Annotated in this window: 11 protein-coding genes; 1 reads left to right on the top strand and 10 read right to left on the bottom strand. The window is 64.3% G+C overall.

The genetic code is table 11. The features are described from left to right. Window positions 1-2: 2 nt before the first annotated feature. The 5 genes from NP945_RS23495 to NP945_RS23475 are packed head-to-tail and all read right to left on the bottom strand — an operon-like array spanning window position 3 to window position 7,563. Window positions 3-2,453 (bottom strand): FAD-dependent oxidoreductase, encoded by a 2,451-nt coding sequence (locus NP945_RS23495; RefSeq protein WP_256747656.1) that lies wholly within the window; start codon window positions 2,451-2,453, stop codon window positions 3-5. Then, entirely contained in the window at window positions 2,450-3,631 is a 1,182-nt protein-coding gene (locus tag NP945_RS23490) for a pyridoxal phosphate-dependent aminotransferase (protein ID WP_027034771.1), read from the bottom strand. The genes NP945_RS23495 and NP945_RS23490 overlap by 4 nt, the downstream gene beginning before the upstream one ends. Continuing rightward, the gene (locus tag NP945_RS23485) at window positions 3,624-4,529 is read right to left on the bottom strand and encodes a homocysteine S-methyltransferase family protein (RefSeq protein WP_256747655.1); all 906 of its coding nucleotides are present in this window, start codon (window positions 4,527-4,529) and stop codon (window positions 3,624-3,626) included. The genes NP945_RS23490 and NP945_RS23485 overlap by 8 nt, the downstream gene beginning before the upstream one ends. After that, window positions 4,526-6,979 carry an FAD-dependent oxidoreductase gene (locus tag NP945_RS23480; RefSeq protein WP_256747654.1) on the bottom strand — a complete coding sequence of 818 codons (2,454 nt, stop codon included), beginning with the start codon at window positions 6,977-6,979 and terminating at the stop codon, window positions 4,526-4,528. Before NP945_RS23480 ends, NP945_RS23485 begins: the two co-directional genes overlap by 4 nt. A 20-nt stretch (window positions 6,980-6,999) precedes the next feature. Then, window positions 7,000-7,563, bottom strand: a complete 564-nt coding sequence (locus tag NP945_RS23475) for a helix-turn-helix domain-containing protein (RefSeq protein WP_127269323.1) — start codon at window positions 7,561-7,563, stop codon at window positions 7,000-7,002. Window positions 7,564-7,767: 204 nt separating this feature from the next. Between NP945_RS23475 and NP945_RS23470 the strand changes: the two genes are divergently transcribed. Beyond that, on the top strand, window positions 7,768-8,472 hold the full coding sequence (locus NP945_RS23470; RefSeq protein ID WP_164748979.1) for a nitroreductase: 705 nt from the start codon (window positions 7,768-7,770) through the stop codon (window positions 8,470-8,472). Between the two features lie 11 nt (window positions 8,473-8,483). Here the strand turns inward: NP945_RS23470 and NP945_RS23465 are convergent, their stop codons facing one another. The 5 genes from NP945_RS23465 to NP945_RS23445 form a co-directional block, all read right to left on the bottom strand. Beyond that, complete coding sequence (locus NP945_RS23465; RefSeq protein WP_256747653.1) at window positions 8,484-9,926, bottom strand: MFS transporter; 1,443 nt, start codon at window positions 9,924-9,926, stop codon at window positions 8,484-8,486. A 175-nt stretch (window positions 9,927-10,101) separates the two neighbouring features. Continuing rightward, complete coding sequence (gene soxG, locus NP945_RS23460) at window positions 10,102-10,704, bottom strand: sarcosine oxidase subunit gamma family protein (RefSeq protein WP_127398087.1); 603 nt, start codon at window positions 10,702-10,704, stop codon at window positions 10,102-10,104. Then, window positions 10,697-13,690, bottom strand: a complete 2,994-nt coding sequence (locus NP945_RS23455) for a sarcosine oxidase subunit alpha (RefSeq protein WP_256747652.1) — start codon at window positions 13,688-13,690, stop codon at window positions 10,697-10,699. Before NP945_RS23455 ends, soxG begins: the two co-directional genes overlap by 8 nt. Then, window positions 13,687-14,001: a sarcosine oxidase subunit delta gene (locus NP945_RS23450; protein ID WP_127269175.1), complete on the bottom strand. Its 315-nt coding sequence runs from the start codon at window positions 13,999-14,001 to the stop codon at window positions 13,687-13,689. The genes NP945_RS23455 and NP945_RS23450 overlap by 4 nt, the downstream gene beginning before the upstream one ends. Before the next feature lie 16 nt (window positions 14,002-14,017). Next, window positions 14,018-15,277, bottom strand: coding sequence for a sarcosine oxidase subunit beta (locus tag NP945_RS23445; protein ID WP_256747651.1), 1,260 nt, complete (start codon window positions 15,275-15,277; stop codon window positions 14,018-14,020). Window positions 15,278-15,472 lie beyond the last annotated feature (195 nt).

Here is a 15,472-nt window from a genome sequence, read left to right as displayed (position 1 = left end):
TGCTACATCCTTGTCCGTTCTGACTTCGGATCATACATCGGCTTCAGCGACGCTTCCGCCGCAAAGCGCTCGCCGGCGATCTCGATCTCGTAGGTTGAGGCCAGCACATCCGCCTCGCTCTCGCCCTCGCAAGGCACATAGCCTAGCCCGACCGCGCCGCCGAGATGATGGCCGTAATTGCCTGAAGTGATCGGGCCGACGATCTTGCCGTCGCGCAGGATCGCCTCGTTGTGGAAGAGCAGGGGCTCTGGATCCTTCAGGCGGAACTGGACGAGCCGGCGTGACAGGCCGGCTTCCTTCTTGCGCAGCACGGCATCGCGGCCGATGAAGTCGCCCTTGGCGGTCTTCACCGCGAAGCCAAGGCCGGCTTCCAGCACATTGTCCTCGTCGGTGATGTCGTGGCCGAAATGCCTGAAGGCCTTTTCGATGCGGCAGGAATCCAGCGTGTGCAGGCCGCAGAGTTTCAGGCCGACATCCGCACCTGCCTCATCGATCGCCTCGAAGACATGAGCCGCCTGGTCGGTCGAGACATAGAGTTCCCAGCCGAGTTCGCCGACATAGGTGACGCGATGCGCGCGGGCCAGGCCCATGCCGATCTCGATCTCCTGGAACGTGCCGAACGGATTTTTATCATTGGAAAAATCATTGGGGCTGACCTTCTGGATCAGCTTTCTTGCATCCGGGCCCATCAGGCAGAGCACGCTTTCGGCCGCCGTCACGTCGGTGACGACGACGAACTCGTCGGCGATGTGCTTGCGCAGCCAAGCCAGGTCGCGCTGCAGCGTGGCGCCGGGGACGACGAGGAAGAAAGCCGTTTCCGACAGCCGCGAAACCGTCAGGTCACTCTCGATGCCGCCGCGCTGGTTGAGCATCTGGGTGTAGACGATCTTGCCCGGGGCGACGTCCATGTCGTTGGCGCATAGTTTTTGCAGGAAGTGCCGAGCGTCGCGGCCCTCGACACGGATCTTGCCGAACGAGGTCATGTCGAACAGGCCGACGCCATTCCTGACCGCGAGGTGTTCTTCGCGCTGGTTGTCGAACCAGTTCTGGCGCTTCCAGGAATAGCGGTATTCGCGCTCCTGGCCCTCGCGTGCGAACCAATTGGCGCGCTCCCAACCGGCGACTTCGCCGAAAACGGCGCCGCGCGCCTTCAGATGCTCGTGCAGCGGCGAACGCCTGACATTCCTCGAGGTCGCCATCTGGCGGTAGGGGAAATGGTCGGCATAGAGCAGGCCGAGCGTTTCGGAGACGCGCTCCTTGAGGTAGCGGCGGTTCTTCTGGAACGGCTGTGCGCGGCGGATGTCGACTTCCCACAGGTCGAAGGGGGCTTCGCCGTCATTGATCCACTGCGCCAGCGCCATGCCGGCGCCTCCGGATGAGACGATGCCGATCGAATTGTAGCCGGTCGCCATCCAGTAGCCGGCCAGTTCCGGCGCCTCGCCGAGATAGTAGCGGTCGTCGGGCGTAAAACTCTCAGGACCATTGAAGAAGGTGTGGATGCCGGCGGTCGCCAGCATCGGCATGCGGTTGACGCCCATTTCGAGGATCGGCTCGAAATGCTCCATGTCCTCAGGCAGTTGGTCGAAGCAGAAATCCTCGCTTATGCCGTCCATGCCCCACGGCTTGGCCACCGGCTCGAAGGCGCCCAGCATCATCTTGCCGGCGTCTTCCTTGTAGTAGGCGCACTCATCGGGCACGCGCAGCACCGGCAGACGGGTGAGGCCGGGGATCGGTTCGGTGACGAGGTAAAAATGCTCGCAGGCGTGCAGCGGTATGGTGACGCCGTTCTGCGCTCCCAGTTCGCGGGCCCACATGCCGGCGCAGTTGACGACGATGTCGGCCTCGATCGTGCCTTGCTCTTCGCCTTGCGCCCAGGACACGCCGGTGACGCGGCCGGCCTTGCTGTGGACCTTGGTGACCTTGACATTCTCGACGATGGTGGCGCCGCGCTGGCGCGCGCCCTTGGCCAGGGCCATGGCGATATTGGCGGGGTCGCACTGGCCGTCGAGCGGCAGATGCACGGCGCCGACGACATCGGAAACATTGAGATGCGGGTACATCTCGCTGACTTCCCTGGGCGAAATCTCGCGGACATCGACATCGAAGGCACGCGCCAGCGATGCTTGCCTGTAGATCTCGTGCTTGCGCTCCTCGGTCAGCGCCACGGTGATCGAACCGACCTGGCGCATGCCGGTGCCGACCTCGGTCTCGGCTTCCAGCTTGACGTAGAGGTCGGCGGAATATTTCGCCAGCCGCGTCATGTTCTGCGAGCCGCGCAGCTGGCCGATCAGGCCGGCGGCATGCCATGTCGTGCCCGACGTCAGCTGTTTGCGTTCGAGAAGCACGATATCGGTCCAGCCAAGCTTGGCCAGGTGATAGGCGACCGAACAGCCGGAAACGCCGCCGCCGATGATGACCGCCCTTGCTTTGGCGGGAACTGCCTTGGCGGTCATGCTGCCTCGCGACGGTAGCTGGAAGCAAAGCGGCGCAGACGAAGTGCAGCTTCCTGCAGCACCGGTTCGGGCTGGCAGAGACTGATGCGAATGTGGCCGGCGGCCGCCTCGCCGAAGCTGGAGCCGGGCATGACGCCGACCTTTTCCTTGTCGAGCAGGGCCCAGGCGAATTTCTCATCGTCCGGTTCGACGGCCGAGATGTCGAGCATGACATACATGCCGCCCTCCGAACCGCGCACGGTCACGTCGTTCATGCCCCGCACGGCGTCGAGCAAGACGGTGCGGCGTGCCGCGTAACGTTCGGCGATCTCCTTGACGCCGTAACGGTTCTCCAGCGCCTCGGAACAGGCGATCGAGATGAAGGCCGGCAGGCCGTAGGTCGTCACCAGATTGAGATTGATCATGAGCGTGATCATCTCCTCCGGTCCCGTCAGCCAGCCCATGCGCCAGCCGGTCATGCCGTGGCTCTTGGACATCGAATTGATGACCAGCGTGCGCTCGGCCATCCCTGGCAGCGAGCGCGGCGAGACGTGCTCGCCGCCGCCGAGCGTCCAGTAGACTTCGTCCGACAGCAGCCAGAGGTCGTGCTCCCGGCAGACTTCTGCCAGTTGCTCCAGCCGCTCGCGCGAATAGACCGCACCTGTCGGATTGTTCGGCGTGTTGATCAGGATGGCGCGCGTGTTCGGCCGGATTGCCGCGCGGATCATGTCGGCACGTGGCTGGAAGCCATCCTCGGCCGGTGTCTCGACGACGGTGAAATCAGCGCCCGCGGCGCTGAACGTGTTGGGATAGGTGGCGTAGTAGGGCGCCACGACGATGGCGTGGTCGCCCTGGTCGAGCACGCCCTGCACGGCCGCGTAGAGTGCGGCCTGGCCGCCCGGCGTGGCGATGACCTGATCCGGCGACGTCTCGACGCCGGTGCAAGCGCTCGAGGCCGCCGCCATCGCCTTGCGTAGGCGCGGCAGGCCGGGAAGCGGGGTGTAGTGATGATTGCTGCCGCGAACCGCGGTCACACAGGCTTCGATCGTCTGCGAAGGCGTGTCGAAATCATGGTCGCCGACCGACAGCATGATGATGTCTTCGCCGGCCTCCTTGCGCGTCCAGGCGGCGAAATGCACTTCCCAGCCGTCCTTGCCCGAAGGCACGATGCCGGAAATGCGCGATGATGGTCTAGGCATGCAAAACTCCCGAAATTTCGTAGCCGGCCTGTTCGAGCCGGTCGCGCAGAGCGGCGATGTGCGGAGGTCCGACTTCGCAGCAGCCGCCAACGATGCTTGCCCCAGCTTCGACCCAGCCGATCGCCTGGTCGGCATATGCATCCGGGCCAAGGTCATGACGGGCGTGCAGCACATCGACGGTGCCGCCGTGCTTGAGCGCTTCGGTTGACGTGAAACCGTTGGCGTAGGCGCCGACCGGGCCGCCGAGGCCGATCAGTTCAGGCAAAGCCGCGGCGATTGCTTCCGGCCGGCAGCAATTGACCAGCCGCGCGGCGACTGCCAGGCCGTCGAGCGCGCTTGCCGCGGTGGCTATTGCTTCGCCGCTGCGCAGCCGCGGCTTGCCGTGGTCGGCCAGCGTCCACGACACCCATACCGGCTTGCCGCTTTCCGATGCCGCGGTGACCGCCGCGCGGGCTTCGTCCGCCGACGCCATGGTTTCACACAGGAACAGGTCGACGCCATCGGCCTGCTCGGCAACGATGCGGCGGTAAATATCGAGCGTGTCCTGGAAGGAAATGGTCAGTGCCGGTGCATAGCTGCCGAAAAGCGGCGACAGGCAACCGGCGATGGCTGCATCGCCGGCCTCGTCGCGGGCCTGCCTGGCCAATTCGATGCCGCGCTTCTGCAATGGCTTGAAGAGGTCTTGCGCACCTTCACGCGCCAGGCGTTCGGGCGTTGCCGAATAGGTGTTGATGGTGATCACGCGGGCGCCGGCGCGGATGAATTCCGCGTGCAGGTCGCGCACCAGATCCGGTTCGTCGATCAGCACCCTGGCCGACCATAGCGGCGTCGGCTCGGATTTGCTGCGACGGACCAGTTCCTGGCCCATGCCGCCATCGGTGAGGATGATTTTCTTCATGCGCGCAGCCTTTCGTTCTTCGGATCCCACAGCGGTTCATCCGTCTGCACGATCGCCTGAAAGCGGTCACCGAAGATTTCGACCTCGACTGATGTGCCTGGCTCGGCCAGATCGGCGCGCAGCATGCCGAGCGCGATCGACTTGTCGACCCGGTGGCCCCAGCCGCCGGACGTCGTCTCGCCGACGATCTTGCCGTCATGCCACAGCGTCGACACCGAAGGGGCGTCACAATCGCCGGGATTTTGCACGACCAGCGTGACGAAGCGCTTCTTCACGCCTTGCTGCTTTTCGTTCTGGAGTGCCGCCTTGCCGCGGAAGTCGGGCTTGTCCCATTTGACGAAGCGCTCTAACCCGCCCTGCAGGATCGAATAGTCGGTCGACAGGTCGCCCTTCCAGGTGCGGTAGCCTTTTTCGAGCCTGAGCGAATCCAACGCATACATGCCGAACGGCTTCAGCCCATGTTGCTGGCCTGCCGCGCAGACGGCGTCGAAGATGGCTGATGTGTCGTCCACCCTGGTGTGGATTTCCCAGCCGAGTTCGCCGGCGAAGGAGACGCGCACGAGTTTGGCCCAGCGACCGGCGATCTTTGTCTCCTGATGCGTCAGCCATGGCAAAGTGAGGTCGGCTTCGCAGACATCGGCGAGGATTTTTCGCGAGTTCGGGCCTGCCAGGATCTGGGTCGAGAATTCCTCGGTCCGATCGATCAGCTTGAACGGTGCGTCCTTGGGCATGCGCGATTTCAGCCACTCGAAATCGTGCCATTGCGCGACCGCCGCGGTGATCAGCGTCATCAGGTTGTCGTCGTGGCGCACCACGGACATTTCGGTGACGATGCGGCCCTTGTCGTCGGCGAAATAGACGAGACCGAGGCGGCCGGGCTTCGGCACCAGGCCGGTGACCTGCAGGCTCAGCCATTCGGCGGCACCGGGACCGTCGAGGTTGAAGCGCGAGAAGCCCGGCAGGTCCAAAATGCCGGCGGCGTCGCGCACGGCCAGGCATTCCTCGCGCACGCGATGATGCCACGGTCCGTCGCGGCGGAAGGTCAGCGTGGCTTCCTCGGAAATGTCATCGCCGTCTTGTGCGTACCAGGTGGCCCGCTCCCAGCCATTATAGGCGTCGAAGCGGCCGCCGAGCGCCTTGATGCGATCATGGATCGGCGACAGCTTGCGGTCGCGGCCTTCCGGCCAGGCATGGCGCGGGAACTGGATGGCATACTCGTTGCCGTAGATCTCCATGCCCTTGGCGACGCAATAGTCCGGCGCCGAGGCAAAGGAGGTGAAGCGGCGCGGGTCGCACGACCACATATCCCATTCGGTCTGGCCCTCTGTCACCCATTCGGCCAGCACCTTGCCGGCGCCGCCACCCTGGGCAATGCCGAAGGTGAAGACGCAGGCCTCGAAGGCATTGGGAACGCCGGGCATCGGGCCGATCAGCGGATTGCCGTCCGGCGTGTAGGGGATCGGCCCGTTGATGACCTTGGACAGGCCGGCGGTGCCAAGGATCGGCACGCGGGCGACGGCATCGGCCAGATAATGTTCCAGCCGGTCGAGGTCGTCGGAGAACAATTGAAAGGAAAAATCCTCCGGCATCGGGTCGTTGTGGCTGGCCCAATGCGCGCGGCAATTGCGCTCATAGGGGCCGAGATTCATCCCGTTCTTCTCCTGGCGCAGATAGTAGGAGGTGTCGACGTCGCGCAGCAGCGGCAGTTTCTTGCCCTGTTCCTTCGACCATGCCGCCAGTTCGGGAATCTCCTCGAACAATATGTACTGATGGCTCATCACCATCATCGGCACGTCGCGGCCGAACATCCGGCCGACTTCGGCGGCGCGGTAGCCGGCGGCATTGACGACGATCTCGCAGCGGATCTCACCTTGCGCCGTCTCGACCACCCACTCGTCGTTCTCGCGGCGCACGCCTGTGACCGGGCAGAAGCGGATGATCTTCGCGCCCATGTCGCGCGCGCCCTTGGCCAGCGCCTGGGTGAGCTGCGCCGGATCGATGTCGCCGTCGCTCGGGTCGTAGAGCGCGCCTTTCAAATCATGCGTCTCGATGAAGGGATAGCGGCGCTGGATCTCGTCGACGCCGACGATGTCGATGTCCATACCCTGGTAGCGGCCCATGCCCTTGGCGCGCTGAAATTCCTGCATGCGCTCTTTCGTGTGGGCAAGGCGCAGCGAGCCGGTGACGTGATAGTTCATGGGATAGTCGACCGCGTCGGCCAGCCCGCGATAAAGCTCGGTCGAATAGCGCTGCATGTTCATCAGCGACCAGGACGAGGAGAAAGTCGGCACGTTGCCGGCGGCATGCCAGGTCGAGCCCGAAGTCAGCTCGTTCTTTTCCAAGAGCACGCAGTCGGTCCAGCCCGCCTTGGCGAGATGGTAGAGCGCGGAAGTGCCGACGGCACCGCCTCCGATGATCACCACGCGCGCCGTGCTCGGCAAACCCGCCATGTTCTTCTCCAAACTTGAACTCAATAGACGGGTGGTGAAACCACCCAGATGACAATTGCAGGCTCCGCGCCCGGATTGCGCCAGCGGTAAGGCTTGCCTTCAAAGCGAAAGGAGTCGCCTTCGCCAAGCCGATGCCAGACACCTCCGATCTCGATGTCGAACAGCCCGGAGGCGACGTATCCAGCTTCTTCGGTCGGCCGCTGCGCCTCGGCCTTCAGTTCCGCGCCCGGCGCGAAGACCGAACGCACCATCTCGAAGCTACCGCCGAGATCGGGCGACAGAAGCTCCTCCACCAGGCCGGATTCGCTTGTGCCAAGCGTGCGGCGCCTGCCAGCGCGCACGACCACGCCGCGCTCGCTTTCGACAGGTACGTCATGGCTGAAGAACAGGCTGATCGGCACGCCGAACAGTTCGGCGAAGGCTCGGAGGTCACCGAGCGACGGCGTCGACAGACCGCGCTCGACCTGGCTGACCCAGCCGACCGAACGGCCAAGCTTCGAGCCGATCTCGGCGAGTGTCAGCCCGCGCGCCTTGCGCAGGGCCCTGATGTCGCCGGCCAGCACGCGTTCGTCAGGTACCTGCAATGTTCTAGCGGTAGTCGAAGGCAAAGCGCTCACTTTATGAAAAAATCTGGCCAAATTTCATGAGAAGTCAAGCTCATGAAAAAATCAAGTAGATTTTCACGGATGCACAAGATTTGCTTGCGCGATTTTGACGGTTCATGCAAAGGCTCCGCCGAGAGCGGCGAGTGGGGACGTCCGATCGAGACAAAGGGTAAGGGACGGCCCATGCTGGAAAATAACCCCCGAATTGCGGGCGATGCCGAGATTGTCGACGAGGCGATCCTGTCGCGCCGTTCGGTGCGCGCATTCCTGCCCGACATGGTCGACGACGAAACCATCCGCGCCATTCTGGCGGTTGCGGCGCGTGCCCCATCCGGCACCAACATGCAGCCATGGAAGGTCTATGTCACCAAGGGCGAGAGCAAGCAGCGGATATCAGACGCCATTCTCAATTCCGGCATTCGCGCCGAAAAAGCTGATTGGGACGAGTACCGGTATTATCCCACACAGTTCTTCGAGCCGTATCTGACCCGCCGCCGCGCCAACGGTTTCGGCCTCTATGGCGCGCTCGGGATCGGTCGTCGCGAGGTCGACAAGATGCGCGCCCAGCACGACCGCAACTTCGTCTTCTTCGACGCCCCGGTCGGCATGATCTTCACCATCGACCGCCGCCTCAACCAGGGCTCATGGATCGACTACGGCATGTTCCTGCAGAACATTATGGTCGCAGCAAGAGGCAGGGGTCTGCACACCTGTCCGCAGGCGGCCTTCGCGCCCTATCACCGGCAGATCAGGCCGGTGCTCGACATTCCGGACGAAGAGATCGTCGTCTGCGGCATGGCGCTTGGTTATGAAGATACGTCAAAACCTGAAAACGCCTTCCGCACCGACCGCGTGCCGCTGGAAGAGTGGGTGACGTTCAGCGAATAAGCCAGCCAGCCTCATTCGGTATTCATCTGTGCGCCGTGGCCGCTGACATGGGCACCGTCCTGTGGCGTCAGCTTGAGGTAGGCAAGCAGCGCGCAGAGCGTGATGATGCCCTCGATGACGAACAGGATGCGGAAATCGTTGGCGACGGCTGGACCGCCGCCGGCCAGAAATGACAATACCGCCGCAGCCAGGCCGACGCTGATCGCCACCGCCAGCTGCCATAATATGTAATAGAGCGCGCTGAAGCGGGCGAGCTGCTCGGGCGCGATGTCGGAATAGGCGAGATTGCCGGTCGAGGCCCATTGCGCGGAGCGGAAGACGCCGAAGACGAAGATGTAGGTCAGCACGATCCACACCGGCGTCGTCGCCTGCATCAAGGCGAAGCCGGCGACCATCACGGCGACGATCGGGGTGTTGTAGACCAGCACGCGGCGAAAGCCGAAACGGTTGAGGACACGCGGCATGAAGAAGCGCATGGCCACGGAGCCGACCGCGGCGACGAAGGTCAGCGATCCCGCCTGCACCGCGCTCATGCCGAAGCCGAGCTGGAACATCAAGGGCAGCAGGAACACCACCGAGCTGAGGCCGATCGTGTCCAGCCCGCCGCCGGTGAGGAACGAAATGCGGAAGGTACGGATGCGCAACAGCTTGAGATCGAGCAGCGGATTGCGCACGCGCAGGCAGTAGAACGAGGCGATGGTCAGGATGGCCAGCGCCAGCGCCAGTTCGGCGGCGATGATGCCGCCCGCGGCATCCTTGGCAGCAAGCGAATCCATGCCGAAGACGAGCAGGACCATGCCGCTGCCGACCAGCAGGAAGCCCGGAAAATCGAACGGCGTGCGCACGGGCTTGGTCATCGTCGGAAACAGCGAGGCGGCAAGAATTGCCGCCGCCAGCGCGAACGGCACGTTGATGAAGAAGATCCAGCGCCAGGAAATGTAGGTGGTCAGCGCGCCCCCGACGAGCGGACCGACCAACGGTCCGGACTGGCCGGCCAGCGATATGTACATGTTGATCTTCAGTGTGCGGCTGCGCGGAAAGGTCGACAGGATGACGACCTGGCCGAGTGTGCCCATCAAGGCGCCGCCAAAGCCTTGCAGCGCACGCGCACCAACCAGCATCCAGATGTTGTCGGACAGTCCGCAGAGCGCCGACGAGGCGGCGAACACCAGCAAGGCAAAACAGTAGACATTGCGCAGTCCGAAGCGGTCGGCGGCCCAGCCGCCAAGCGGCATCGAGATGATCAGGCTGGCGACATAGACGGTAATCAAGAGGCCGAGCTGGCTGGGCGGACGGCCGAGGCTCTCGCTGATGCCCGGCAGCGCGGTCACCACGACATTCTGGTCGAGGCTGGTCATGAACACGCCGCAGGCAACCGTCAGCGGCAGCAGGAGCAGGGCTCTGGCCGGCACATCGGCGCGATCCGTGGCGCCGGCGGATAGTTCTGCGGTCATTGAGATGTTCGAACCAAACGAATGTGCCGACTCTTGAAGAAGGGATTTCATATCCCTCGCGCCGGTTGGGCGGCCACGTTTTCGCACCATGGGCGCCGGCGGCCCGATTCTCTAGCGGCAGAAGCGGCCGGCGTTGATGCCAGATGTGGGCAACGCGGCCATCCGGCCGCGCCGCCTACTGCACCTCGTAGCCGACTTCCTCGCTGGCATGGCAGAGCGCCTTCCAGAAAGAGCGTGCAAACGAGCGGAAGACATAGATGTCGAACTGGTCGGCGCTGGTGCGCTGGATCTGGGCGAAGATGTCGTGATGGGTGGTCGAACGGCCGGCGCCGACCGGAAAGGCCGGCAGCGCGAAGTCGATGGCGAAGAATTTCGCCAGCACCCATTCGGCCTTCGGCCCGGCAATGCGGATGGCGGTGCGGCCGTGCGAGAGGTCGGTCACGGTGCCAATGGCGGGGGTCACCACTTTGGCAAAGGCCGCAGCCAGGCCTTCGGCTTCATCGGCAACGGTGAACTTTCCCGGCGCGAAGCCGAACACCGATTTCACGCCGTCGCTCAAGCCGCCGCCGGCGCCATCGGGCAGGGCAAGCCCGGTGACGGTGCGGATGGCTGCTATCAGCTTCTTCTCCTCGCCGGGCCACGCGGCGAGCTGCACGATCGAGCCCGGCCTTGTCTCGGTCAGGATGATCTCGACGCCGTGCTCGAAATTGCCGTGCGAGCCGACATGGAATTCAGGCTCAAGCGGCGACAAGGGTTCGGGTGATTGGCGCTCAACCATGCATGCGGCTCCCGTCCGGATCGAAGAAGTGGTTGGAGACGATCTCGACCGGTCCAAACCGGTTGCGCAAGGGATCGGAGACATGAGCGCGCGTGCCCTGCCGTGCCTTGCCGCCCTTGACCAGCGCCAGCGCGATATGCCTGCCGAGCGCCGGTGAATAGCAGCAGGCGGTGATGTGACCGATCGAGCCGTGCGGATTGGCCTCGTCAACCTCCTCGACGATGTGCGCGCCGCCATTGAACGGTAGGTTGTCGAGGGCGATCAGGCCGACCAGTTCCAGGCGGTCCGACGCGATCAGGCCTTCGCGGTCCATCATCGCCGAGCCGATGAACGGCTTCTTCTTCGACAGCATCCAGTCGAGATGCAGGTCGCGCGCCGTGGTGCGGCCGTCGATCTCGGCGCCGGTGACATGGCCTTTTTCGATGCGCATGGTGCCCAGCGCCTCGAGCCCGTAGGTGACCAGCCCGAACGGTTTGCCGGCCTCGACAAGCGCTTCCCAGACATGGGTGCCGTGGCCGGCGCCGGAATAGACTTCGAACGCCATTTCGCCGGAGAAGGACAGCCGGCAGATCATCACCGGCACGCCTGCTATCTCGCCGCGCACGAGGCCCATGAAGGGCAAGGTGGCATTGTCGACTGCGGTGCCGGTGACACAAGAGGCGAGGATCTGCCTGGCCTTCGGCCCGCCGATCGCGGCCCCCGCCCATTCGTCGGTCACCGAGGTGACGTGGACTTTCAGCTCCGGCCAGATCACGTCGAGGAAATATTCCAGATGCTGCATCACCTTGCCGGCATTGGCGGTGGTGGTGGTCATCAGGAAGTCCTGCTCGCCGAGCCGCCAGGTGGTGCCGTCGTCGAAGGCTAGGCCGTCCTCGCGCAGCATCAGACCGTAGCGGGCCTTGCCGACGGCCAGCGTCGAAAACATGTTGGTGTAGACGCGGTCGAGGAATGCGGCGGCGTCGGGGCCTTGCACGGCAATCTTGCCCAATGTCGAGACATCGACGATGCCGGCGCTTTCGCGTGTCGCCTTGGCTTCGCGCACATAGGCCTGCTCGACCGTTTCGCCTGCATGGCCGTAGATCATCGGGCGATACCAGAGGCCGGCGGAATACATCGTCGCGCCATTGGCCAGATGCCAGTCATGCATCGGGGTCAATCGTTCGGGCTTGAGATCGCCAAAACGTTCCGCCGCCAGCGAGCCGATCGACACCGGCGCAAAGGGCGGCCGGAAGCGCGTCGTGCCGACTTCGGGGATGGGCTTGCCCAGGGCTTCGGCCATGATGGCAAGGCCGGGCACGTTGGAGCTCTTGCCCTGGTCGGTCGCCATGCCGAGCGTGGTGTAGCGTTTCAGATGCTCGACCGAGACAAAGCCTTCCCGGTGCGCCAGCCGCACGTCCTCTGCCGTCACGTCGTGCTGGAAGTCGACAAAGCTCTTGCCCTTGGCCCTGATCTCGAACACCGGTGCCGGATCAGGATCGCCGGGCACGGCTTCCACCGCCGGCAATACAGAAGGCGCGCTGGGGCCACCGGCTGCGGCAAGGCCCGCGGCGCGGCCTTCGGCGATGGCTTCGGCGGTGGAGAAACTGCCGGTGAAGGCGCCGGCGCCGATCCAGCTCTGTGTTGGCTTCGGCGGCAGGAAGGCCTGCCGCGCGGCATTCCATTCCGCCTTGGCGCCGGCCTGGCTGGCCAGATGGATAGTCGGCGACCAGCCGCCGGACATCAGCAGGCAATCGGCGTGGATACTGCGGGCATCGCCGATGAGCGTGCCGTTGGCCATATCGAAGCGTTGCAGTTTGAGGCCGGACAGCGCCTTTCCGCCTTCGGTGGCGACGACGGCATGGCCAGCGAAGATCTCGGCCTCGGCTTCCGCGGCCAGCTTGCGCATCTCCGGCGAAAGTTCCGGCCTGACATCGGCGATGGCGACGACCGCGGCACCGGCCTTCTTCAAGGCGACGGCCGCCCGATAGGCGCTGTCATTGTTGGTGAACAGCGCGATCCGCTCGCCCGGCAGCACGCCGAATTCGTTGGCATAGCGCTCGGCTGCATGCGCCAGCATCACCCCTGGCCGGTCATTGCCGGGGAACACGAGCGGCCGCTCGAACGCACCGGTGGCCAGGACCACGGATTTGGCACGGATCGCCCAATAGCGATGGCGCGGCTCGCCCTTGCCTGGCTGATCCTTGTGATCGCTGACCCGTTCCAGCGCGGCAAGCGTGTTGTTGTCGTAATAACCCCACACTGTGGTGCGCGGTAAAAGCCGGACATTGTCGCGGCCTGCGAGCTGGGCGACGGTGCGGCGCGCCCAATCGGCAGCTGGTGCGCCATCGATCGTTTCCCCGGACCAGTTGGCCGAACCGCCGAAAAGCGGCTCGAGATCGGCCAACATGACGCGCGCTCCCTGATCGGCGGCGGTCCTGGCGGCCATCAGGCCGGCCGGGCCGGAGCCGACCACCAGCACGTCGCAAAAGGCGTTCATGCGCTCGTAGCGGGCCGGGTCTTTCGCCGTTCCGGCGCTGCCGAGACCGGCTGCGCGGCGGATGAAGTGTTCGCAGAACATCCAGAAGCGCGTGCCTTTGAGCGGGCCGAACACCGGTCCCATGAAGGTCTTGTAGTAGAACCCGGCCGACAGGATGTTGCCGCCGAGCTGGTTGACGGCGTTGATGTCCCAGGCAAGCGAGGGAAAGCGGTTCTGGCTGATGGCAACCAGGCCGTCATGGATTTCGACCAGGGTCGCCGGAATGTTGGGCTCGCGAACCTCGCCCTTCAACACCGTCACCAGCGCGTTGGGTTCCTCGACGCCGGCAGTCAGCAGGCCGCGCGGGCGGTGGTATTTGAACGAACGTCCGTAAAGCGTGACGCCCTTGGCCAGCAGCGCCGACGCCAGCGTGTCGCCGGCATGGCCGGTGTAGGCCGTGCCGTCGAAGGTGAAGCGGATGGTTTTCAGCCGGTCGATGCGGCCGCCGGTATCGGCGCGGCGCGGGCTCATGCCTTGTCCTCCGCCTTGCGGCGCGCGGCGGAGCCATGATCGCCGCGCCCTTGATGATCACCGCGCACAAAGGCAACGCTGGAAATCTCATGCGTCAGCGTGTTGCGCACGACGCGCAGATGCGCGCGGCAACCGCCGGAATGCTGCCATATCTCGTTGTGGTCGCCGGCCGGGTTCAGCCGGTCATAGACATAGGCATTCCACGCCTCGAAATTCTGGGAGGCGGAGTCGGGACGCTCACGATTGCCGTCACCCTGATAGGTGAACTCGATGACGTCACGCGGACCGCAATAGGGGCAAGTGATCAACATTGGACTCTACCTATTGCTAATGCAGCCGCGGGTTTGCACCCTGGCCCTTGTCGTCGATCACCAGGCCGCGGTGGAAGCGGTCGAGGGTGAAGGGGGCGTTGAGATCGTGCGGCTGGTCCTTGGCGATGGTCCAGGCAAAGCACCAGCCCGAGGCCGGCGTCGCCTTGAAGCCGCCATAACACCAGCCGCAGTTGAGATACATGCCGGGCAGGGGACCGGTGGTGATGATCGGCGAGCCGTCCATCGACATGTCGCAGACGCCGCCCCAGGAGCGCAGCATGCGCACACGGGCAAGGCCCGGAAACAGCGCCAGCATTTCGCTCATCACCTCGTCGACGACAGGCAAATTGCCGCGCTGGGCGTAGCTGTTGTAGCCGTCGATGTCGCCGCCATAGATGAGGCCGCCCTTGTCCGACTGCGACATGTAGAAATGGCCCATGCCGAAGGTGACGACGGTGTCGATGAAGGGTTTCAGCGATTCCGTCACGAAGGCCTGCAGCACATGGCTCTCGATCGGCATCGTCTCGATGCCGGCCAGCTGCATGACGCGTCCGGTGCTGCCGGCGACCGCCACGGCCACCTTCCTGGCGCGGATGTCGCCGCGCGAAGTGGTGACGCCTGATATGCGGTCGCCATCGCGCAGAAAGCCGGTGACCTCGCAATTCTCGATGATGTCGACGCCGCGCCGGTCGGCGCCGCGCGCGTAGCCCCAGGCCACCGCATCGTGGCGGGCGGTGCCGGCGCGGCGCTGCATCAAGCCGCCGACCACCGGGAAGCGCGCGCTGTCGGAGACATCGAGCGCCGGGATCAGACGTTTGATCTCAGCCTTCGTCATCAGTTCGGCGTCGACACCGAGATGGCGCATGGCGTTGCCGCGCCTTGCATAGTCGTCGAACTGGGCCGGCGTGTGCGCCAGGTTCAGGCAGCCGCGCTGCGAGAACATGACGTTGTAGTTGAGCTCATGCGAGAGGTTCTCCCACAGCTTCATCGAGTGTTCGTAGAAGCGGGTGTTGGCCGGCAGCAGGTAGTTCGAGCGCACCGCCGTGGTGTTGCGGCCGACATTGCCGGAACCGAGCCAGCCCTTTTCCACAACGGCGACATTGGTGATGCCGTGTTCCTTGGCAAGATAATAGGCGGTCGCCAGCCCATGACCGCCGCCACCGATGATTATGACGTCATAGGACGCTTTCGGGTCAGGCTTGCGCCATGCCGGCTTCCAATCCTTGTTTCCCTTGAGCGCATTCGCGAGCAGCGAAAAGGCCGAGTACTCTGCCATTGATGTCATCCGGTTCGGGCGATGCGGCAGACTATAGAGCAGGCCGCACCCGCAAAGCCAATATTGCGCCATCGCCTTTCGACTGGCCGACGCTTGAAATGGATCGATGGGGGTGAGTGATCGGTTGGCGCCAATGATCGGATGGGCTCGCGATACGACGGCTTGCCCCAGGATAGGGCCGTCTTTATCAAGGAC

It is taken from the genome of Mesorhizobium sp. LMG17149 (assembly GCF_024518695.1).
In the GTDB taxonomy this organism is placed as follows: domain Bacteria; phylum Pseudomonadota; class Alphaproteobacteria; order Rhizobiales; family Rhizobiaceae; genus Mesorhizobium.
The sequence above is the reverse complement of the archived record's forward strand: the minus strand, read 5'-3'. Positions and strand labels throughout refer to the sequence as shown.